18 protein-coding genes and 1 pseudogene are annotated in these 21,441 nt (G+C 37.0%); all 19 read right to left on the reverse strand.

Translation table 11 applies throughout. The features are described from left to right. Positions 1-86 precede the first annotated feature (86 nt). The 19 genes and pseudogenes from sigE to FS486_RS00890 all read right to left on the reverse strand — a co-directional run bounded on the left by sigE (position 87) and on the right by FS486_RS00890 (position 21,388). Positions 87-794, reverse strand: coding sequence for an RNA polymerase sporulation sigma factor SigE (sigE, locus tag FS486_RS00800; protein WP_144509352.1), 708 nt, complete (start codon positions 792-794; stop codon positions 87-89). Next, a complete protein-coding gene (locus tag FS486_RS00805) occupies positions 794-1,636 on the reverse strand; it encodes a sigma-E processing peptidase SpoIIGA (protein ID WP_144509353.1) in 843 nt (280 codons plus the stop codon). Before FS486_RS00805 ends, sigE begins: the two co-directional genes overlap by 1 nt. A gap of 978 nt (positions 1,637-2,614) precedes the next feature. Further along, complete coding sequence (ftsZ, locus tag FS486_RS00810; protein ID WP_144509354.1) at positions 2,615-3,772, reverse strand: cell division protein FtsZ; 1,158 nt, start codon at positions 3,770-3,772, stop codon at positions 2,615-2,617. A gap of 41 nt (positions 3,773-3,813) precedes the next feature. Beyond that, complete coding sequence (ftsA, locus tag FS486_RS00815; protein ID WP_144509355.1) at positions 3,814-5,106, reverse strand: cell division protein FtsA; 1,293 nt, start codon at positions 5,104-5,106, stop codon at positions 3,814-3,816. Between the two features lie 111 nt (positions 5,107-5,217). Continuing rightward, the gene (locus FS486_RS00820) at positions 5,218-5,568 is read right to left on the reverse strand and encodes a small basic family protein (protein WP_144509356.1); all 351 of its coding nucleotides are present in this window, start codon (positions 5,566-5,568) and stop codon (positions 5,218-5,220) included. A gap of 3 nt (positions 5,569-5,571) precedes the next feature. Then, positions 5,572-6,291, reverse strand: a complete 720-nt coding sequence (locus FS486_RS00825; RefSeq protein WP_144509357.1) for a DUF881 domain-containing protein — start codon at positions 6,289-6,291, stop codon at positions 5,572-5,574. 22 nt (positions 6,292-6,313) lie between these two features. Then, positions 6,314-7,039, reverse strand: a complete 726-nt coding sequence (locus tag FS486_RS00830) for a DUF881 domain-containing protein (protein ID WP_260857984.1) — start codon at positions 7,037-7,039, stop codon at positions 6,314-6,316. Beyond that, complete coding sequence (locus tag FS486_RS00835) at positions 7,014-7,814, reverse strand: cell division protein FtsQ/DivIB (RefSeq protein WP_144509359.1); 801 nt, start codon at positions 7,812-7,814, stop codon at positions 7,014-7,016. The genes FS486_RS00830 and FS486_RS00835 overlap by 26 nt, the downstream gene beginning before the upstream one ends. A 1-nt stretch (position 7,815) precedes the next feature. Then, positions 7,816-8,871: pseudogene (locus FS486_RS00840) on the reverse strand (FtsW/RodA/SpoVE family cell cycle protein); the annotation flags it as partial. 82 nt (positions 8,872-8,953) lie between these two features. After that, a complete protein-coding gene (gene murD / locus FS486_RS00845) occupies positions 8,954-10,306 on the reverse strand; it encodes a UDP-N-acetylmuramoyl-L-alanine--D-glutamate ligase (protein ID WP_144509361.1) in 1,353 nt (450 codons plus the stop codon). Position 10,307: 1 nt separating this feature from the next. Further along, positions 10,308-11,279 carry a phospho-N-acetylmuramoyl-pentapeptide-transferase gene (gene mraY / locus FS486_RS00850; protein ID WP_144509362.1) on the reverse strand — a complete coding sequence of 324 codons (972 nt, stop codon included), beginning with the start codon at positions 11,277-11,279 and terminating at the stop codon, positions 10,308-10,310. 67 nt (positions 11,280-11,346) lie between these two features. Continuing rightward, positions 11,347-13,212 carry a penicillin-binding transpeptidase domain-containing protein gene (locus FS486_RS00855; protein WP_260857985.1) on the reverse strand — a complete coding sequence of 622 codons (1,866 nt, stop codon included), beginning with the start codon at positions 13,210-13,212 and terminating at the stop codon, positions 11,347-11,349. A gap of 158 nt (positions 13,213-13,370) precedes the next feature. Next, positions 13,371-15,545, reverse strand: a complete 2,175-nt coding sequence (locus FS486_RS00860) for a penicillin-binding transpeptidase domain-containing protein (RefSeq protein WP_144509364.1) — start codon at positions 15,543-15,545, stop codon at positions 13,371-13,373. Positions 15,546-15,580: 35 nt separating this feature from the next. Beyond that, on the reverse strand, positions 15,581-15,949 hold the full coding sequence (ftsL, locus tag FS486_RS00865; RefSeq protein ID WP_144509365.1) for a cell division protein FtsL: 369 nt from the start codon (positions 15,947-15,949) through the stop codon (positions 15,581-15,583). After that, positions 15,950-16,900, reverse strand: a complete 951-nt coding sequence (rsmH, locus tag FS486_RS00870) for a 16S rRNA (cytosine(1402)-N(4))-methyltransferase RsmH (RefSeq protein ID WP_144509366.1) — start codon at positions 16,898-16,900, stop codon at positions 15,950-15,952. It lies immediately after the preceding gene. 21 nt (positions 16,901-16,921) lie between these two features. Then, on the reverse strand, positions 16,922-17,353 hold the full coding sequence (mraZ, locus tag FS486_RS00875) for a division/cell wall cluster transcriptional repressor MraZ (protein WP_144509367.1): 432 nt from the start codon (positions 17,351-17,353) through the stop codon (positions 16,922-16,924). Positions 17,354-18,443: 1,090 nt separating this feature from the next. Beyond that, entirely contained in the window at positions 18,444-20,060 is a 1,617-nt protein-coding gene (bshC, locus tag FS486_RS00880) for a bacillithiol biosynthesis cysteine-adding enzyme BshC (RefSeq protein ID WP_186321280.1), read from the reverse strand. A 67-nt stretch (positions 20,061-20,127) separates the two neighbouring features. Further along, positions 20,128-20,514, reverse strand: a complete 387-nt coding sequence (locus tag FS486_RS00885; RefSeq protein WP_144509369.1) for a DUF3397 family protein — start codon at positions 20,512-20,514, stop codon at positions 20,128-20,130. Further along, entirely contained in the window at positions 20,498-21,388 is an 891-nt protein-coding gene (locus tag FS486_RS00890; RefSeq protein ID WP_144509370.1) for a 2-dehydropantoate 2-reductase, read from the reverse strand. Before FS486_RS00890 ends, FS486_RS00885 begins: the two co-directional genes overlap by 17 nt. Between the last annotated feature and the right edge of the window lie 53 nt (positions 21,389-21,441).

Consider the following 21,441-nt stretch of genomic DNA (forward strand, 5'->3'; position numbering starts at 1 on the left):
TTCCTCCGGACTTTTTAGTTAGTTCTTAATCAGTTTGTCCGGGAGTGAGAAGATTATTCGAGGTGAACCTCATCCAATTTCACCCATTAAGCAATAGGCTCATTTAACAGCTCTTTTAAGTCTAAAATTATTTTCTTTTCTAAGCGAGATATATAGGACTGTGAAATACCTAGATGGTCCGCCACTTCTTTTTGAGTCATTTCTTCTTTTCCATTCAATCCGAAACGACATTGCATAATATACTTTTCACGATTTCCAAGTAAATTAATTGCTTCAAAAACATGTTGCCGTTCCAATTTTTTTTCAACATCTTCAATAATTAAATCTTCGCTAGTCCCTAATATATCCGAAAGAAGAAGTTCATTACCATCGGAATCTGAATTTAATGGCTCGTCGAAAGAAACTTCTGATTTCATTCGATTTGTTTTTCGTAAATGCATTAATATTTCATTTTCAATACATCTAGAAGCGTATGTTGCTAGTTTAATTCCTTTATCTAAATTAAATGTTTCCACAGCTTTGATAAGACCAATTGATCCAATACTGATTAGATCCTCTATATTCGTATTCGTTTGATCGAACCTTCTTGCGATATAAACGACGAGTCTTAGGTTTCGTTCGATCAGAACATCTCTTGCATACTCATCGCCATCCATAAATGCTAATAACATTTCACGTTCTTCTTCTCTCGAAAGTGGTTTGGGGAGAGATTCATTTCCACCAATATAATGGACTCCGCTTCTTCTAAAAGATAAAAGCCAGTAATATATTCGACGTAATAACTTCAACAGCATTATCTAACACTCCTTTTCTTTAAATGGAAGTAAGAGGAGCTATGTAATATTCCATCAGCTCCGTGGGGAAACTTATCTTTTACTCTCGTCATAACAATATATCCTTTCGGTAAAGGTAGATCGTTTACAATCCATTGATCATACTTTATACCAATAACCCAAGCCTTCTCTTTTTGAATTGTTGAAATTGGTATTAATCGTAATTTAGTGGCATATTCTTTGGAGAGTTTGTCCAATCCTTTGTCTTTTTCGAATTCCCAATTGCTTATAGCTTGAAACAGTGTATTGGGTAGTACATCTTGTAACACTTCCGCAGCTACAAAATGTACTGGATCATTCGAAAGTGGCTCTTTACATACATTGCCCGAGTCAATAAAGAGGGTTAACTCTTTTGATTCACCAAATAAGGTAATATTTGATGAAAATAATAATTCTCTTTCTGAATGTGCAATATTCAGATGTAATACTTTTTTTGTTAAGAAATATAACCCTCCTGTGACGATTAATGCGAAATTGATAATCATAAATAAATTACTACTGTTATTGTACATTGGCGCTATTGCTGTTAATAATCCCCCTGCAAAAACGCTGGCAAGTAAAGTCAATATAATAGCTTTTCCAATTTGTGTACGTTTTTTCCAAAATGCAACGCCGATCATAATAAAAAAAGAAAAAAATACCGTACTTACATGTTGAGAGAAAATGACTGTAATCACTCCAGCAATAAAAGCTGAAAGGAACAAATATCTTTTTTGGTTTTCAATCCATCCAATTTTGTTCGCAAACGCTAACACGGTATAGTTGAAAAAAGTATTAGTTGCAATCATGACTTCCGCGTACATGATTCTCCCTCCTTTTTTCTAAATGGTAGCATGTAATTTCCAAGAAATTTGTCAAAAGAACGCTCGAAAAGCGGCTTTTTTAACGACAAAAAAAACATCAAAAAAACTACCCTTAATAAGGATAGTTAACGAAATAGAGATAATGCGTCTTAATACGCTGACTAGTGACCGCTATGATTTTCTCTGCTTTCGGACGCTTTCCGCCGGGTGAGCGATGAGCCACCCCCGCCGCTTAAACGTCGTTGGGTTGTCCCATTTGCCCACAGCGGAACAAAGGCTAAGATCGCCACATCGTGTGGCAACGCCTTCGTGACCAACATCTTGTTGGCTCGACAGGAGTCGCCGCATGTGGAGAAAATCAAAGAATATGCTTTCTTTTCAGTATCGGCTCGCTGATAAAGTCATCCCTTTTTTTCGTATAGAAACATCCAATTCCCTTTGCCTCCTCACATAGCTAGCGGATCTTCGGCTAATACTTTTCCCGTATGAGTCTCAAGCTGCCGCCCTAAATCCAACTATTACAGAGTGGTTTTCCCATTAACGTATCCAATAAATGGCTTAGCGCAACAGAATTGTTATGGAGAGCAACTAATTCGATGCCGAGAGCAACTAGATTACCCCGGAAAGCAACCAATTCATCCTCGAGAGCAACCAAATTTATAAAATGGAATTAATTCACAGTAAACGTTGAGTAATTGGCTATTTTAGTTAGCAATTTTGATGGATTGGAGCGAAAGAGCGGCGACTCAAGCTGGATTAAGTGAGACAGATGAGACTTCATAGGCGGCCGCGTAAGCAGACGGTGAAGGCTCATTGCTCACCCCGCTAAAAGCGTCCACCCTGCAGCGGAAATCCTAGCGGACACTAACTAAAACGTATTATCCTCCAATAAGTGCCTTTCAACATATTGCAAAATAAAAAAGCTATCTCCCATTCGATATGAGTCGAATTTGGAGATAGCTTCATCTTTAGTATACATTATCTACGTTGACGATTTCTTAGGAACGTTGGGATATCTAGTGCATCTTCTTGTGAATGATTAGGCACTTGTCGTTCTCTTTCATGTTGCACAGGTTGTTGTATTTCTTCTTTACGCTGTTCACGGATTGGAGCGTTCGGAGTAGCTTGTTGTGTTCTGCTTCCTCCAAATCCAGTATTTCTAGGCTGCTTTTGCATAATAAGCTCTTCGTTAAATCCGGTTGCTATTACAGTAACGACAATTTCATCCTTCAAATTATCATTGATAACTGAACCGAAAATCATATTCACTTCTTCATCAGAAGCAGAGGCAACAATATCAGCAGCTTCTTGGACTTCAAATAGACTTAGATTTGATCCACCTGTAATATTCATTAGCACTCCTGTAGCCCCGTCAATCGATGTTTCAAGAAGTGGGCTGGAAATTGCTTTTTTCGCTGCTTCAGCTGCACGATTCTCTCCCGAAGATATTCCAATCCCCATAAGAGCTGCACCTTTGTCAGACATAATTGTTTTTACATCGGCAAAGTCAAGATTGATAAGTCCTGGTACAGCGATTAAATCCGAAATACCTTGAACCCCTTGTCTTAAAACATTATCTGCTTCTCTAAATGCTTCTAGCATTGGCGTGTTTTTATCTACAATTTCTAGCAAGCGATCGTTTGGTATAACGATTAATGTATCAACTGCTTCCTTCATCATACCAATACCGCCGACTGCCTGTGTTGAACGCTTACGACCTTCAAAAGTGAAAGGACGAGTTACCACCCCAACTGTTAGTGCTCCTAAATCACGAGCAATTTGAGCAATTACAGGAGCTGCACCAGTCCCAGTACCTCCACCCATTCCAGCTGTGACAAAAACCATGTCCGCTCCTTTTAAAGCTTCTTCAATAAGTTCTTTACTTTCTTCTGCAGCTTTTTTACCAACTTCTGGGTTTGCACCTGCTCCTAACCCACGAGTTAATTTGCCACCAATTTGTAGTTTTACTTCAGCTTGAGACATTTTTAGGGCTTGTGCATCCGTATTTACGGCAATAAAATCTACACCTTGAACTCCATGTTCAATCATTCGATTTACTGCATTGTTACCGCCGCCACCTACTCCAATAACTTTAATAACGGCTAGTTGATCCTCATTTGTTTCAAATTCTAACATGCTATTGCCTCCTATATTCTTTCAACTATGATAAAGGTTTGTTATTCAAAAAACTTGTCGAAAAACTTCTTGGCTTTTGACATTGCACTTACTTTGTTTTCATTTGTCGAATTTTGAGCAGTCTGTTTTTGTTTTTTAGGAACTATGTCTGCTTCACTACTAGCCATTTGCGATAAAGCTTGGCTACTACCAATTTTACCATAGAAAAGATCTTCTTTATAGGCATATCTTATAAGGCCAACAGCAGTTGTATATTGTGGCTCCCGAACACCAATATAATCCGGTGTGTACAATCTTACCCTCGTTTGTAAAATATGTCTCGCTAACTGTCCTATGCCTTCCAGTTTAGAAACCCCTCCAGTGATCACTACACCACCAGGCAAGTCTTGGAGTCCCATATGATAGAACTCTTCTAATACTAGTTCAAATAATTCCTCTAAACGAACCCCAATTATCTCTGCTATATAACGTTGAGAATATTGTTCTTTCATATCCGCTCCGATTACTGGCACTTCAAAAAGTTCATCGTCAGAAGCATCGTCATAAAAAGCATGTCCATATTTTAGCTTGATCATTTCAGCTTGTTCAGAAGGGGTTTTCAATACAATGGACAAGTCCTTTGTTATATGATCTCCTCCAACAGGGATTACCGATGTCTTGATCAAATGCCCTTCATTGAAAATGGCAATCGTTGTAGAACCCCCACCTATATCAATAAAAGCAGTACCATGGTTTTTCTCATCTTCCGTTAGGGCAAAATGACCACCAGCTAGTGGCTGCAAATATATTTCTCGAATCTGCAGACCGGCTCTTTCTACACACCGCAATACATTATGTAAAATTGTTTTCGATGTGGTCATCATAATCCCGTCCAACTCAAGACGAGTTCCTATCATGCCACGCGGATCTTTTATTTCCTCCAGATGATCCACGATGAACTGCTTCGGTGCAATATTGATCAGTTCTCTTTCTGGAGGAATGGACATTACTTGCGCGGATTCAATGACTCTGGCTAAGTCTCCATCTGTAATCTCTCTATCTTCCCTATTCACAGCTACTACGCCTTTAACGTTTTGTATATTGGCCAAATTTGCTGGAACACCTAAAACGATTTCATCGATAGACATCCCTATCATTCTTTCAGCTTCAGTTACCGCTTTTTTAATAGACTGTACAGTTGCGTCTATATCAACAATGGTGCCCTTTCGGATTCCATTTGATTTTACATTTCCTACACCTATTACATGCAGCGAGTCATCATTCATTTCTCCGATCAAAACTTTAATCGAAGACGACCCGATATCTAATGATACGTACAATTCTGATTGATTCACCCATGGCACCTCCTATTTTATTCTTTAACTATTATTCTATTGTAAAAACCTTATAAAGTCTAAATTTTTCTAATGAAATAGTTAAATATTCAAATTTTTCCTGTTTACTAATCATGATTTTTTTCTTTCCGACCATTTTGTCAATAATATCCGACGTATCACTGCTATATTTTGGAATAACCGGACACCAAATGCAAAAATGGCTGCTAAATATAAATCTACTCCCAGATGTACCCCTAAAAAAGCGAGTGCTGCTGCAAGGCCAATATTGAAGAAAAACCCGGTTACAAAAACCTTATCATCGTATACATGCTGCAGTTGGGCTCTGATTCCTCCAAAAAGCGTATCTAAAGCAGCTAACACAGCAATAGAAAGGTAGCTTTCATATATCTCTGGAATTTGAATATCTGTTAAAAGGCCAAGCGAAATTCCGAGTATTAAACCTAGTAATGGTAGCCACATATGTTACTCTCCTCCCGGAATTTCCTGCAAAAATTGTTTGTTTACTGATTGATCATATCCTGATATAGAAAGATTATTTACTGGATCACCAATTTCTAATCTCAAATTATCTATATAAAAATCGTCGCCAATTGCAGATGCCTCTAACTGATTATACATTTTTTTAGCATCTTCAAACGAAGATGTCCCTATTTTTATCGTAAAAGGAGCATTTCGTATGGCCAAATTATTGACTGTTGTTTTCCCGTTAACATCTCTTATTGCAGAAGAATAGATAATACGTTTGCCATCAATATCCACTACTCTCGCTTTAAATCGATTAATTTCATTGATCAATCGAATTAATAAATCGGGAGAAATACCGTCTATAGATTGTCCTATTGCTATGCTTTCTAGGGATGGTTCCACATTAATTGTAAGTCCTGGTCCATTAAAATCCTCTAATCCAATCTCTTTTTTTAATAGTTCTACTGTATCATTTAACGCAATTTCCGGACTATCATTCATCATATTTTTGTATTTACCAATTGTCAGCTCTAATGTACGTACTTCCGATAATAACTCAGAATGCAGTTCCGCTTCTTTTGCAAGCTCTTGACGAATTGCCCATATATCTCTGGTGTCTCTCATTTCAGGATTTTGAACGGTGTTATATTGTACTGCTAACATAAAACCAACAATCAACAAAATGATTGTAAACCGAATATAGACGGTTTTCTTCATTATTCGGCCCCCTCTGTTTTTGTTAGTTTTTGTCATCACGTAGAGCTGGCATTACTATTTTTCCTTTTTCTTCGACAGTGACAATAATATTGTCACTTGTTAACTGATCTACTACCCCTCCCCCTAAGTTGACAGATGCAAGCAAAACGGATGGGTCGCCAACTGCTTCAATAGTGAACGGGGCGGGGAAAGTCTTACCGTCAACCGTTATTACAGGGCCTGTACATCGGATAAATGAATTCGCCCGAAGTCTTTGTCCATTTATTGAAATCGCTTCTGCACCGGAGATTTTTAACTCATTTATCACTTTAAAAACGTGGCTTTCATGCACGATATAATCATTAGGATTTTCTTGTGAAGGATTATATGCCCCATCTTCTAAAGAAACAGCTATTCCTTTTCCTTGAGACGGAATGTCTCCAATTAATAATCTTAGCTTTTCTGCTTCTTTTACTAATTCTTCTACACTTTCTTCACTATTGATAAATGATTGTTCAAATTCACGAATTTCTAACTGTTTTTCATTTATTTCTTCGGTTAGTTCCTTATTTCTTTCTTTTTGTTCGATTAAATCTTCCCTATATTTTTCTTGTTCTTGGAAGCTTGCACTAGTAGTACTTTTTTTTTCTTCATTTTCAACAGATACACTATAGGAATAAGCAAGTATAAATCCCAAAACTAAGCTTACAATGGAGATAAGTATTCGACCACGAAAAGGAATCTTAAGGAGTTTGTTGTTCTTCTTCAACCTCCATCGCCTCCTCATCTGTTTGTTCACTATATACTTCTACATATGGTTGAAAAAACGAGCCAACTTCCAAGTCTATAATGCCTTTTATATCCGGATCAAGCTGTGACACGATAGAAGGATAAAAGTTCATTTTCTCAGAAAACGATGGAATAATAGCTTTTATCTCATTGCCATCATTCATGTAAACCCGAATAGAGTACGCGTCATTCTCACTGGGAGTATAGGTGATTTGCGATATAGTTAACAGCACTTCTGGGTGTAAATCAGTTAATTCCTTTATTAATCTTAAACGAATTTTTTCATCATCAAAACCGGCAAAAATTGGACCATCCAATGGTAATACTTGTCCATCTGTTTTAATAATCTTTCCATTCTCTAAAATAATATGAAGCGTTTCGCCATCTTCCACGTACCCTATTTGTTTGTATTCTTCTACTTGCATATGTACTTCTGTTAACCAGTTGCGAGTAACTTTTGCAGACTTTACCCACTCATTTTGTTCTATTATTTTTTCAATGTTCTTCTCCCTAAAGCCCCACATCGAATCGCCTAGTTTCAATGTACTCTGCTCGATGTACTTTTCTTCTGGCATAAGCACTGCACCTGTAAGCTCTATTGTCTGTACTTGGCTATAGGAAGATTGAAAATAGAGAACCACGAGTAACGTGGAGACGAAGAGAAAAAGTAGAATGGAAAATTTTTTATTTGTTCTTCGTCTTCTGCGTTCTTTTAAAGTTGGTATGCGATCTTCTATATCAATGATTTTTTCCATTCTACCGCCTCCCTTCGTTTAAAGATACATTTGATAAATTGAATATTATCCCAATAATAATCCACGTCATTACTAAGGATGACCCTCCATAGCTTATAAATGGTAAAGTAACGCCTGTTACAGGGAGCAATCCAGTAACAACCCCCATATTTAAAAATGTTTGTACTGCCAATAAAGAGGTAAATCCAATAATCATAAGCTGGGCTTCCCTCGTCTTCGTCCGAGCAGCCATCATGAAACTTGTCGTAAAAAACGTTAAAAAAGCACATATAACGATTAAACCGCCGATAAAACCCGTCTCTTCAAGAAGAATCGAAAAAATAAAATCATTTTGTGGCTCCGGTAAATATAAAAACTTTTGTCTACTATTACCATACCCAAAACCGAACAAACCAGCTGGCCCTATAGCTAGTAGTGATTGAATCGCTTGAAAACCTGAACCTAACGGATCCTTCCATGGATCTAGGAAAGCCTGGATTCGGACAAGTCTATACGGCGCAGAGACGATTAAAATTACAAAAGCAATTACACCAGTGGATCCAATTGCGGCAAAAAACTTTAAAGGCAGCCCAGCCGCAAACAATAAAAAGAAAACAGCAACAACTAATACAAAAGCAGATCCAAAGTCTGGTTGGAGCATAATCAGACTAATTGGTATTAATAGCAATATCGCACTTCTCACATAAACTTTTCGTTTTGACTTCTTGTCATCAGCCAATGAATTCGCTAACACACCCAACACAGCTATTTTAGCAAGCTCGGCTGGCTGAAAATTCATAAAACCTAGCGGAATCCAACTTTGAGAACCATTTCGTACTACACCTATCCCAGGAATTAACACACCTATTAATAATACGACAGATAGTAAATATAAACCTTGCCAAAATATTGGTAAACGGATTAGACCTTTATTTCGTATAAAAAAGGCTAATGCAATACCTACGATTAAATAACTTGCTTGTTTAAATGCAAATGGCAATTGTCCTTTATAATGTACTTCACTCCAGTATGAACCTGCAGAATGTACAAATAAAATTCCAATAACAGATAAAAAAAGGACAGACGAGACGAATAATAATTTTCTTTTATCTTCCGATTATTTCATCCTTTCCATACTCTTCCGAAATATGTCTGTTGCTTTAAGTCAAAGCTAATACTTTTTCTATAAACTCGTCGCCACGTAGTTCAAAACTTGCGTATTGATCCCAGCTCGCGCAGGCCGGAGATAATAGCACTATATCACCCTCGTTAGAAGCTTTTACACCTTCTTCAATAGCTTCTGTTAAATTACTTACTCGAAGGACAAGAGGAATGGAATGTTGCTCTCCAAACTTTTGAAAACGTTCTGCTGTTTCCCCATAGTGAATTAGAGCTTTCACATTGTGTAAATAAGGGATTAATTCATCAAACGAATGGCCTCTATCAACTCCACCAGCGATTAAAATAATCGGCTCTGAAAAACCTTCCAATGCACTTTTGGTTGCTAGTGCATTTGTTGCTTTAGAGTCATTATAAAACTTTCTATTTTTCCACTCCCGAATAAATTGAGTGCGATGTTTGACTCCATGAAAACTAGAGAGAACTTCCGTTATATTTTCTAAGGAACACCCCATTAATAGAGCTGCTGCAGTCGCCGCTAATACATTTTCTAAATTATGTTTGCCTCTAAGCGCAATTATAGCGCGGTCGTATAATTTTTCACCGTTCCAATAGACAAATTGATTGTCGGCACTTATACCATCTTCCGTCTTCTGACTTACATAAAACGGTACTTTCTTCGCCTTACTCTTTTTCGCATAATCTATCACTATTTGTTGTTCGCCGTTATAAATAAACCAGTCCGATTCATCTTGTCGCTTTGTAATATTAAATTTCGCATCAGTATATTCTTGGAAATCAGCATGATAATCTAAATGAGCCTCATACAAATTCATTAACAACGCAATTTTCGGTTTTAATTGTTCTGTTCCCATTAGCTGGAAAGATGAAAGCTCCATTACAATCGTATTGTCATTTGTAGCTTCTTTGGCAACACTGCTCGCAACGGTTCCTATATTACCCGCGATTAATGGATGTTTTTCTCCTCCGTTAAGCATTTCAAAGATTAATGTCGTGGTTGTCGTTTTCCCATTCGATCCCGTGATGCCAATCATCGGTGCATCACTAATTCGATATGCAAGCTCCACCTCTGTCCAAACTGGTATACCTCTTCTTTTCGCTTCTTTAATAACAGAGTTTGTATATGGAATACCCGGATTTTTTACGATAAGGCTGAATCCTTCATCTAAAAGATCTTCCGGGTGACTTCCGCAAATAACTGTTAGTCCTTTTGAAAGAAGATACTGAGCGTTTTCATTTTGATCGAAGGGCTTTGCATCATTTACTGTTACAAAAGCCCCTAAATCATGTAAAATTTCCGCTGCGGCCGTTCCACTTTTCGCAAGACCTAATACTAAAACTTTTTTATGGTGGACAATTGGCAATTGTTTCACTTTACAAAACCTCCATCAATACAACAAGCATCGCAGCTATAAAGCTAATAGCCCAAAATACAGTAACGATTTTACGCTCATTCCAGCCAGAAAGCTCAAAATGATGATGAATCGGACTCATTTTAAAAATGCGCTTTCCTGTCGTTTTAAAACTAATTACTTGTAAAATAACAGACAATGTTTCTACAACAAAGATAATGCCGACAATAACAAGTAGTAATTCATGTTTGACTAAAATAGATACCATGGCAAGTGCTCCACCTAGTGCGAGAGAACCAGTATCACCCATAAATACTTTTGCAGGGTTTTTATTGAATAAAAGAAACCCTAAAAGAGCGCCAGCCACACTAAATGCAAAAATAGCAATATCAGTTTGTTCATACACCAGTGCAAGAACTGCAAATGTCGCAAACGAAACCGATGCTGTCCCCGCCACTAATCCATCCAATCCATCTGACAGATTCACAGCATTAGAAAATCCAACTAACCAGAAGATTAGAAAAGCCACATAAAATTGACCAAGTGAAAAGTCAATATTCGTGAATGGAATAGCAAGTGTTGTATCAAATGGGCCTAGTTTCAATAAAAAATAAGCGATGATTGATATAATAATTTGACCAATCAACTTCTGAATAGAAGTTAAACCCAGATTTCTTTTGAGTACGACTTTAATAAAATCATCCAAAAAGCCAATAGCACCAAATCCAACTAAAATAATGAGTAGTACGATCGATTGGGTTGTTAGTTTATCAAAGTAAAAAGAAAGACCAATTGTCGATATGATGATGGAGATAATGAATATAAGACCGCCCATTGTCGGCGTCCCAGCTTTTTTTTGATGTGATTCAGGTCCTTCTTCTCTGATGCTTTGACCAAACTTCATTTTTCTTAAATAAGGAATAATGATTGGTGCAAGAATAACAGAAATAAGAAAACTAACAAAAAGTGTTGTAATCGTTGCAGATAATGTCATGAAAAAAATCTCCTTAATTGCCATCAACTATCGCTGATTGTTCCATAGTTATTTATTTTGTAAATAGTTATTTCGTGTAAACATGTACTTTTCCGTCTATAGGAATCAGACTATTTTCTTTCGGTAACTGGGTAAGTATTTCATCCCCATCACCGTGCCAAACTATTGAAAAAGGATACATATAGGACGTTATTTCTTTTTTCTTTGTTCCTACTAAATTTGGAACACGTACTTGTTGAACGTCCCCCCATCTGTAATCTTTTTCAATTTGTGTACCTCCACCAGTAACTTCAAGCGAGTCTTCAATGATTTGCCCAACAATTGGTGCCGCAATAGTTGACCCAAATACCGTAGAATTTTTAGGATTATCAATTGCAACGTATACAATAAGTTCCGGATTATCCGCTGGGGCAAAACCGATAAAAGATACGATATATTCACCATCCATATACCTACCGTCTTTTACCTTTTGTGCAGTTCCTGTTTTTCCACCAATTCGTAAACCATCTCTATATGCATTTCTTCCCGAGCCTATTGCGACAACATGCTCTAGTGCGTCTCGAACTTTTGCAGAAGTTTCTTCACTGATTACTTGGTTCTTCATCTCTGGTACAGTACTCGATAAAACATCATTTGTTTCCCCGTCTAAAACATTCTTCACAATATATGGTTTATATAAATAACCACCGTTTACTGCTGCTGCAACAGCCTGAACTTGTTGAATAGGTGTCACTGAAATGCCTTGACCAAATGAAGTAGTTGCATGTTCAACAGGACCATATCGATCTTTACTAAATAGGATGCCCGTTGATTCTCCAGCCATGCCCGAACCTGTTGATTGTCCAAAACCAAATTTCCGAATATACTCTTGAAGCTTATCTGGACCTACTCTTCTTCCTAGCTCGATAAAACCCGGGTTACATGAGTTTTGGACCACTTCCATGAAAGTTTCATCTCCATGTCCTTCTCTTTTCCAGCATCGTAGTTTGGAACCTTCTATCATCGTATATCCAATATCATGAAAATGATCATTTTCCAAATCCACAACATTCTCTTCCAATGCGGCGCTTAATGTAATTATTTTAAATGTAGAGCCGGGTTCAAATGTCATCCAAACTGGTAAATTACGATTGTAAATAGTAGAATCCACTTCTTGATAATTGGCAGGATCAAAATTTGGTGCAGATGCAAGTGCAAGTATTTCTCCCGTATTTGGATTCATCGCTATTCCAATAGCTTGTGTCGCATCGTACTGTTTCATAGCTTGAGAGAGTTCTCTTTCCACGACCTGTTGAATTTTCATATCTATCGTTAATTGAACATGATTCCCTTTTACACCACTTTTCCATCCGTCATCTACATGTGGTAAAGGTATTCCCTTAGCATCCGTGTACATTCGTATAGCAGACTGTTTTCCTTTTAATACAGAATCATATTGGTATTCAATTCCTGCAAGTCCTTTCGGATCATATCCAGTAAAGCCTAGCAATCTAGATAACATATCACCATAAGGATAATCTCGTATGTAATCAACGCCAGCATACAATCCTTTAATATTTTTATCCTGAATTTCCATTGCAAGTTCAGAAGAAATATTTTTTCCAGCAGGTGCAATCTTCACGATAGATTTTCTTTTATTGAGTTGTTCGTATAGTGCTTCTTTTTCCATATTGATAAGCGGCGCGATTTCTTCGGCCACTTGCTCTGGCTCATTATTTTGTGATGGCATGTAAAATAGTGTAGGGGAGAGCTTGTTTCCAACAATCACTTCCCCGTTTCTATCTAAAATATTTCCTCGAAGCGATGAGTAAGGAAGTTCTCGGTCCCAGCTCTCTTTTGCTTTCGTCGTCAATTCATCAAATTGGAAAAATTGTAGCTGTATTAACTTTCCACCAACTAATACAAATAAAATAATCGTCATAATCCAAATCATTCGAAGACGGATCATTTGTTTTATTTTAGTAATGCCCTTTTCCCCTTTTTATTCGTTTTAGATAACGTATGAGAAAACAACCATAACTATTCTCTACTTTACTTTTTCTCCAATTTCCTTTGGCTAATTTGTTTTAAGTTTGAGTTAGCTCCTAATGATTAATCTTGCGGAAGAACTTCTAAGTCTTCCGCTACCTCCTCATCAATAGGTTCAATATAGGTTGTTTCTTCAGGAGTAGATAAGCGGACTACTATAGGCGTTTCGCTCGATACAATAGAACCCGCTGTCAAACTTTGGTCTGTAACGAATCCTTCACCAATAATTTCAATTGGAAGATTGGCTAATGATTTATATATCATTAAATTCCTTTTTGACCAACCTGTAAAATTTGGTAACTGAATATCACCTTGTCCTTTTATAAATACAGTACCACTTGAAATAATAGAATTACCTTGAGCTGGATACTGCTCCGTTACATTTTCTGACTGCCCAATTATAACAGTTTTCAGTCCTTGTGACTCTAGCATACTCTGACTTTCCATAACATTTTTACCTACTACGTTTGGCATCTCGATGGAAGAAGCTAGCTCTAGATTTTCAGGCTGAACGTTCAAATATTTCAAGCTTTTTTCTGTTACAGAATTAAAGATCTCAGCCACTGGCTCCGAACCAGCTTCTGTTAGTTTTAACTTTGGTTTATGAACAGTGACATACACAATTAGTTGTGGATCTTCAACTGGGGCCATGCCTAAGAAAGAATATAAAAACACTTCCCTTCCCCAATAATATCCTCCACCAGGTTTTGCAATCTGTGCTGTTCCCGTCTTTCCTGCTGTGGTATATTCATCTAACTTAAATCGTTTCGCAGTACCATGTTCAGAAGTAACTGTACTAGCTAAAATTTCCTTTACTTGATCCGCTGTTTTTGCCGAAATCGGCGACTTTTTTTCAACTGGTTCATGATTGCTTAACACTTTACCAGTATTCGGATCAACAATTTTATCAATAACATACGGTTGCATCATCTTACCCTGATTAGCTATGGCGGTCATTCCTTGAACCATTTGAATAGGAGTTACAGTAGTACCTTGTCCATAGGTCGTTGTGACCCTATTAATAGGATATGTGTCAAGCACCGTCCCACTTGCCTCATGTGGTAAGTCGATACCTGTTTTTTCTCCAAAACCAAAACGATGAATATATTCGATAAAGGTTTCGTCACCAATTTTGTTCAATAAGTATGCCATCGAAACGTTAGAGGAACGTTGAAAACCTTCCAAGTATGTGATATAACCCCAACCGTAGACGTTATGGTCACTAATAGTTCTATCATAAACAGTATAAGAACCTGATTTGTATGTAGCATTCGGATCCCACACACCTTCTTCAATTGCTGATGCTAACGTAAAAATTTTCATCGTAGAACCTGGCTCAATCGTTTGTTCCGTTGCTTCGTTTAACCAATTGGTCGATAATCCATCACGAGTATTAGGTTCAAATGTCGGTCTTTGGGACATTGCCAAGATTTCTCCTGTTTTAGCATTCGCTACAATAGCGGTCATTTTTTCAGGATTATATTTTTCCTCCGCTCTGTTTAACGCATCCTCTAAAAAATTTTGAATCGTTTTATCAATAGTTAAATAGATATCTTGCCCGTCTTTCGGTTTTGTAATCATTTTTTCTGCATTTGGAAGTAAAAATCCTTTTGTATCACTTTTAAATTCTACTTTCCCAGGTGTACCTGTTAATTCTTTGTCATATATATACTCGAGACCCATTTTCCCAACGGTTACTGCTTTGCCATCCTCTTTTTCTTCCTTTAGTGCAAAACCGATTAAATGCGATGCAAATTGCCCGTTAGGATATAATCTTTTCAAATCTTGAGTAAATATAATACCAGGAAGATTATGTGCTTTTATTTCATTCATTTCTTTATGACTAATATCTCTTCCTGCTTTACCAAACTCTACTTGATACTTTTCGTTTTCTATATTTTTTTTCAATAAAGCCAGAATATCTTCTTCTGACATATCGATATACTCCGCTAATACCTGGGCCGTTTTCTCTGGGTCTATTACATGTCTAGGAGCTTTGCTGTTTTCAGTAGCTTTTGGGCTAAGAACAGCAATCATCTTATAACTTAGTGTGTCCTGGACAAGTACATCTCCATTTCTGTCGATAATTTTTCCTCTACTGGCTTGTAAAACTTGCTCTCTACTATACTTTGAATCTGCTTTTGCTGTTAACACTTGACCTTCTGCCATCCCAGTAACTTGAATAAAAACAAATCGGCTTAGCAATATAAAAAAGAGCCCTCCATATAGTAAAAACATTAGAAAGGCTCCCCATTGAAAACGAAATTTTTTATTCATTGTCCTGGTACTACCTTTACGTTTTGCTCATTCAGTTTCAAACCGAGCTCTTCCGCCTTTTTCCAAATACGCTCATAGGTAGATAATTCGCTTACTTGTATGGACAAGTCTGTATTTTCTTTTGAAGTAGTATCGATTTGTTTTTCAATTAGAGAAATGTCCGTAGTCGTTGCACGAACAGCAGCTTGAGTTTGGATGATCATTAAAGCAAATATTGTTACAACGGTTAGAAGGCAGATTAGTAAAATTTTTTCACCTTTTGATAAAAGTTTTTTATTTTTTCTGGTCGGCTTTTGTATTTGTGGTTGTTCAGGAAAAGAAGGCCGACTTATGTATGTTTGCGATTGATGGTTACGTAAAGCCATTTAGACACTTCCCTTTTCAATTAGTTTTTCCACAATTCGTAGCTTAGCTGAACGAGATCGATTGTTAACTTCTAACTCTTCATCGGAAGGCAATATCGGTTTTCTCGTTACTAGTTTTAACATCGGTTCCATACCTGCTGGAATGACAGGCAAGTTAGGAGGTAAGTCTGGTAAAGATGAAGCTTCTTTAAAAATCGTTTTTGCTAACCTATCTTCCAAGGAATGAAATGTAATAACACTAACTCTTCCACCCACTTTGATAAGCTGTATAGCGTCTTCTAACGAATCTTCCGCTGCTCCAAGTTCATCGTTTACTGCTATTCGTATTGCTTGAAATATTCTTTTAGCAGGATGCCCACCTGTTCTTCTGGCAGCTGCTGGAATACCAGCTTTTATTAATTCTACTAATTGGAATGTTGTTTCAATCGGTGCTGTTTCTCTCGCTTGTTCAATTTTCCGAGCAATTTGCTTTGAAAACTTCTCTTCACCATAACGGAAGAAAATTTTCACAAGTTTCTCATACGTCCACTCATTGACAACATGATACGCAGATAATTCACTTGTCTGATCCATTCGCATATCAAGAGGTGCATCATAGTTATAACTAAACCCCCGTTCCGGAGTATCTAGCTGTGGGGAAGAAACTCCCAAGTCGTACAAAATCCCATCTACTTTTTCAATTCCAATTTTAGCAAGCTCTTCTTTCAAATAACGAAAATTAGCATGTACAAAAGTTACTTGATTTAAATAGGGTGCAAGCTTTACTTTTGCATTTTCAATAGCTGTCATGTCTTGGTCAAAACAAATTAATTTGCCATGTTCATTCAATTGTTTTACTAAATATTCACTATGTCCTGCACCACCTAGAGTACAATCCACGTAAATACCTTCTGGACGAACGGCAAGTCCATCTACCGTTTCTTTTAATAATACTGTTGTGTGATGAAACAAGCCTTTCTCCTCCTTTAAATTCTAAATATCGAAGCCAATCATATTTTCTGCAATGTCATTAAAAGAATCCTCGGATTCCTCAAAATAGTTTTCCCATGCGTCTTTCGCCCAAATTTCAAGACGATTAGAAACGCCTAGAACGATACATTCCTTGTCCATCTTTGCATAGCTGCGGAGATTACCCGGAATATTAATACGTCCTTGCTTATCAATTTCTACTTCCGTTGCCCCTGAAAAGAAGAACCTTGTAAATGCCCGAGCATCTTTTTTGGTGACTGGAAGCTCTTTCAATTTTTCTTCGAGTTTTCGCCATTCGTTCATAGGATAACCAAATAAGCAATTATCAAGACCGCGAGTTAAAACAAAGCAATCTTCTAAATGCTCTCGGAACTTGGAAGGTATGATTAATCTTCCTTTCGAATCAACATTATGCTGATATTCGCCCATGAACATGCTACGCACCCCACTTTATGTGATTAACATACCACATCCCCCCACTTTCCTCCACCCATTTTTTTAAAAATAAGCCTTTAATTTTTCAAAATGCGTAAATAGTACTTGTTGAGATACGATAAGCGCCAAAAAAATATTTTTTTCTTCATAAAAAAGCGTAGAGAGACCTATAAAAGCAATTATTCGTCCATACAAAAGGAGATTGTCCGATAAATCAGAAAGTAGTTGAAAGAGCTCTCTTTCTGCGTGCGCAGTTAGTTGTTTTTTCGACTAATGCTGTTTATTAGATAGTCCTTTCCATTAATCGTAGTTGCAAAAGATTGAATAGGTGCATTTATAGTGTCGAAGAGAATGTGTTTGGAGTTTAAATGGGGATAGCTGGACAGGGGAACGTGCCTGGTGGGGCTTGACGTCTCTTTTGTGGAACTCGCCGCCTCTTGAGTGGAACTGACTTCTCTTTGGGTGGGACTCACCGCCCTTCGCGTGAAACTCGCTTCTCTTTGGGTGGGACTCACTACCCTTCGCTTGGAACTGACTTCTCTTTGGGTGGAACTCACCACCCTTGAGTAAAACTTGCTTCTCTTTGGGTGGGACTCACCACCTTTGAGTGAAACTGGCTTTTTAGGTGGGACTCACCGCCCTTCGCGTGAAACTCGCTTCTCTTTGGGTGGGACTCACTACCCTTCGCTTGGAACTGACTTCTCTTTGGGTGGAACTCACCACCCTTGAGTAAAACTTGCTTCTCTTTGGGTAGGACTCACTACCCCTCGCGTGAAACTCGCTTCTCTTTGGGTGGGACTCACCACCTTTGAGTGAAACTGGCTTTTTAGGTGGGACTCACCGCCCTTCGCGTGAAACTCGCTTCTCTTTGGGTGGGACTCACTACCCTTCGCTTGGAACTGACTTCTCTTTGGGTGGAACTCACCACCCTTGAGTAAAACTTGCTTCTCTTTGGGTAGGACTCACTACCCCTCGCGTGAAACTCACCGTCTAATGCTAAAAAAGAATTATTGTAGAGTGCTTTTACGGTCTGACTTATAAAAAAAAGCCTCCATATAAAATATGGAGACTAGCGGTTCTAATTTTAATATTAAATATATAGTACATGATGCTTCCCGTTAAATTCATACGGAATTTCAAGAAGTTCTTTAATTAAATCGAGTCCTACTTCATTTAATAACTGAACTGGGGAATACGATCTCTCTTGTAATCCTCCATTTGGAATCAATTCCATTACGATTCGATCATATCGATTAATAGAGGCATCCAGCTTGCCAAGTAATGTATCTTCAATTGCATGTTCAATAAATGTTAATTGGTTTTCATGATAGCGCAAATTTTTCTGCACTAATGGGGTCAGTTTTAGGTCATCATCTAATAAAAGTTTCTCTAACTTTTTGTATTTATCCGCAAGTTCCTGCTTTATCGTTTCGATCAATTGAGGAACTTGTTCATTTCGATGATTATGGATGTACTGAAGCTTCGAATCTTCTACAGCACCGTTCCACACATCTTCCATTGTAAATGAAAACTTTTCAAGTAAAGTCTGTGTTTTCGGGTTTACAATGGTAATACTTAAGCGGGGCATAATGACAGGCATTTTCATTTGGAATAACTCGAAAGCCGATTTAAGCGTACCCCAATATGCAATCTCTCCTGGACCACCAACAAAACTTAATACAGGAAATACCATCTCTTGCATAATCGGTCTTGTAACTACGTTATTACTTAACTTTTCAGGATGGTGTTTTGCAATATGCATCAATTCCTCTTTTGAAAAGGAAAGCCCTTTTGCTTCATGGATGAACATTTTGTCTTTTCTTTCTAATAAATAACGTTCTCCGTCTTCCACATAAAATAAATGTGCAGCTGATTCTTTCGTTTGGATAGGCATACCAAATCCCGCTCGCTCAAATTCCGCCTCTTTCTCCAATACGATTTTCGACAATTCTGAAGAGTACTCTACAAATAGGTGGAAATACTCACTTTCCAACTTCCGAAACGGTTCATATGCAGCATCTATTAGAAGCAGTCCTTCTTCTTGAAAGAAATCATTCATTAGAGCGGCGAAGAAGTTCGTAAATGTTACGTTATTTTCTAAAAGGTTACTCACTTTAGTAAAAAGTTTTTTTGTATGAAGCGTTTCCGGTAAACTTTGAAAAATTTCATCCAAGTAATTATAGATTAATTGTTTATCAAATATAGTTTCAGATGCAATTTTCTTTATTTTAGAATTTGCAGGGTATACGACCTTTTGAAGTTTTCTGCTTCTTTCTATGTAAACATGGTTTATCTCATCAATATCATGGTCTTCACCAGCAATCCAAAATACCGGAATAACTGGTACTCCAAGTTTTTCTCGTTGTTGCTTTGCTAACGTAATAACGGAAATTGCCTTGTGAATAGAATACATTGGTCCAGTCAATAAACCAGCCTGTTGTCCCCCAATGACGACAACTCCATTGTCTTCCAGTTCTTCTAAATGCTTTTTACTTTTTGGAGAAATTCCGAACATATTCATATAATCAGTTAATACTTTTACAAGCTCGGTTCTTTTATGTTTGCCAAAGTTGGTTTCCTGAAGTCTTTTATTAAGTGCCTTTTGATTCCATTCATAATGAAAGAAAGAAGATAAACTAGATGTATCCTCCAAATATTTCTTATAAAATGAGGAAGCGAATGGTTGTGTGTATTGCTCTAATCGCACGATTTTTCCACCTCTTTACTATAATACCTTAAGAGTATATCACTACATGAGAACGCGTGAAAAATTATTAGCTTATATAATTAAAAACATATCGGATAACTCCGAATAACCAAATGAATGCATAGAATAAACAAAGCAATAGAAATAATAGTCTCCAAATTTTTCGGAGTAACGGTTGAATTTCAATTTCATTTTTTGTACGCCAATCTAAATATGTAATAATCGATGCTAGTATTAAAGCAAAAACAATTAAAAGAAAACCAATTTTCATTGAAAAAATGATGAAAAAAACATGTGAAACGGAGAAAAATAATAAAAACGTTGTCACATCTGCAGCAATGCCAAACGACTTTTTCCGATTATGTAAAAAGTATGTAGTAATAATAAATGTTAAAACAAATAGTATTGCTGGGTATAAAATGAAAAACGAAACAATATTAATGATGTCGATCACCTACTTTATTCTTTTCATTTAATAATAAATAAAATGTATTTAATATCGGCAACTCTTTATTTCTTTTTTGTGCCTCATTAATAATTGCCCCTACGATAGTGTCTAGTTCCATCAAGCGACCGTTCTCATAATCTTTTAACATAGAAGAGTGATTATATTGTGTATTTGTACAAAGCGTTACTACTTCTTCCCAAGACAAACGTTCTCTCCACTCTTCAAATACATTCACTAATTCCTCATACATATTTTTAACAATGGTTTTATATGCTTCAACCTTTACAAGGTCCCCGTTAGGAACTTGTGCAATAGTCGTCAACGGATTGATCAAACAATTTAACATAGCTTTCTTAAACAATACTTCTTCTATATTCGGAATAAATATGATTGGAAAATGTTCGCTACTGCTTTTTAATAGCTCTTCTATTGGATATAATTCTCCTTTATAAATTCCAATGGAAGTCACTCCAACCCCAAGATGTTGAACTGTATTAGCATTTATTTTCGTTGCACCGTGTAGCACTGAACCAATCATAATGTTTTTTTGCATTAAGCTTTTAGCAAAAGAGAGATGAAGCAAACCATTTTGTAGAAATAATAGAGGTATAGTTGATGGCAGTGCATCTAAATCATCTTTTATCATATGTAAATGATGATATTTCACTGCAATAATGATTAAATCCATTTCGTATAGGTTTTGCATACGATATTCGAGATTACAAGTGATTAACTGTGGGGCTATATTGCTTTTTTTTATGTATAAACTATCCGATATTTTAGGATTTCGGACTAAAAATGTAATGTTATGATTGGCTTCGGCTAAATATGCTCCAAATAATATTCCAATAGATCCTGCTCCAACAATTCCGATTTTCATCTACATCACCTCTTGTTATAGAAAAGGCCTACCATCGTGGTAGACCTTACTTT

This window comes from Bacillus sp. FJAT-22090 (assembly GCF_007676755.1).
GTDB lineage: Bacteria > Bacillota > Bacilli > Bacillales_A > Planococcaceae > Psychrobacillus.

Excerpts from the sequence above, each read along its gene's own strand:
- sigE (WP_144509352.1), bottom strand. The coding sequence starts at position 794 with ATGCTGTTGAAGTTATTACGTCGAATATATTACTGGCTTTTATCTTTT.
- FS486_RS00805 (WP_144509353.1), bottom strand. The coding sequence starts at position 1,636 with ATGTACGCGGAAGTCATGATTGCAACTAATACTTTTTTCAACTATACC.
- ftsZ (WP_144509354.1), bottom strand. The coding sequence starts at position 3,772 with ATGTTAGAATTTGAAACAAATGAGGATCAACTAGCCGTTATTAAAGTT.
- FS486_RS00820 (WP_144509356.1), bottom strand. The coding sequence starts at position 5,568 with ATGTGGCTACCATTACTAGGTTTAATACTCGGAATTTCGCTTGGCCTT.
- FS486_RS00825 (WP_144509357.1), bottom strand. The coding sequence starts at position 6,291 with ATGAAGAAAACCGTCTATATTCGGTTTACAATCATTTTGTTGATTGTT.
- FS486_RS00835 (WP_144509359.1), bottom strand. The coding sequence starts at position 7,814 with ATGGAAAAAATCATTGATATAGAAGATCGCATACCAACTTTAAAAGAA.
- mraY (WP_144509362.1), bottom strand. The coding sequence starts at position 11,279 with ATGACATTATCTGCAACGATTACAACACTTTTTGTTAGTTTTCTTATT.
- FS486_RS00855 (WP_260857985.1), bottom strand. The coding sequence starts at position 13,212 with ATGATTTGGATTATGACGATTATTTTATTTGTATTAGTTGGTGGAAAG.
- FS486_RS00860 (WP_144509364.1), bottom strand. The coding sequence starts at position 15,545 with ATGTTTTTACTATATGGAGGGCTCTTTTTTATATTGCTAAGCCGATTT.
- ftsL (WP_144509365.1), bottom strand. The coding sequence starts at position 15,949 with ATGGCTTTACGTAACCATCAATCGCAAACATACATAAGTCGGCCTTCT.
- mraZ (WP_144509367.1), bottom strand. The coding sequence starts at position 17,353 with ATGTTCATGGGCGAATATCAGCATAATGTTGATTCGAAAGGAAGATTA.
- FS486_RS00890 (WP_144509370.1), bottom strand. The coding sequence starts at position 21,388 with ATGAAAATCGGAATTGTTGGAGCAGGATCTATTGGAATATTATTTGGA.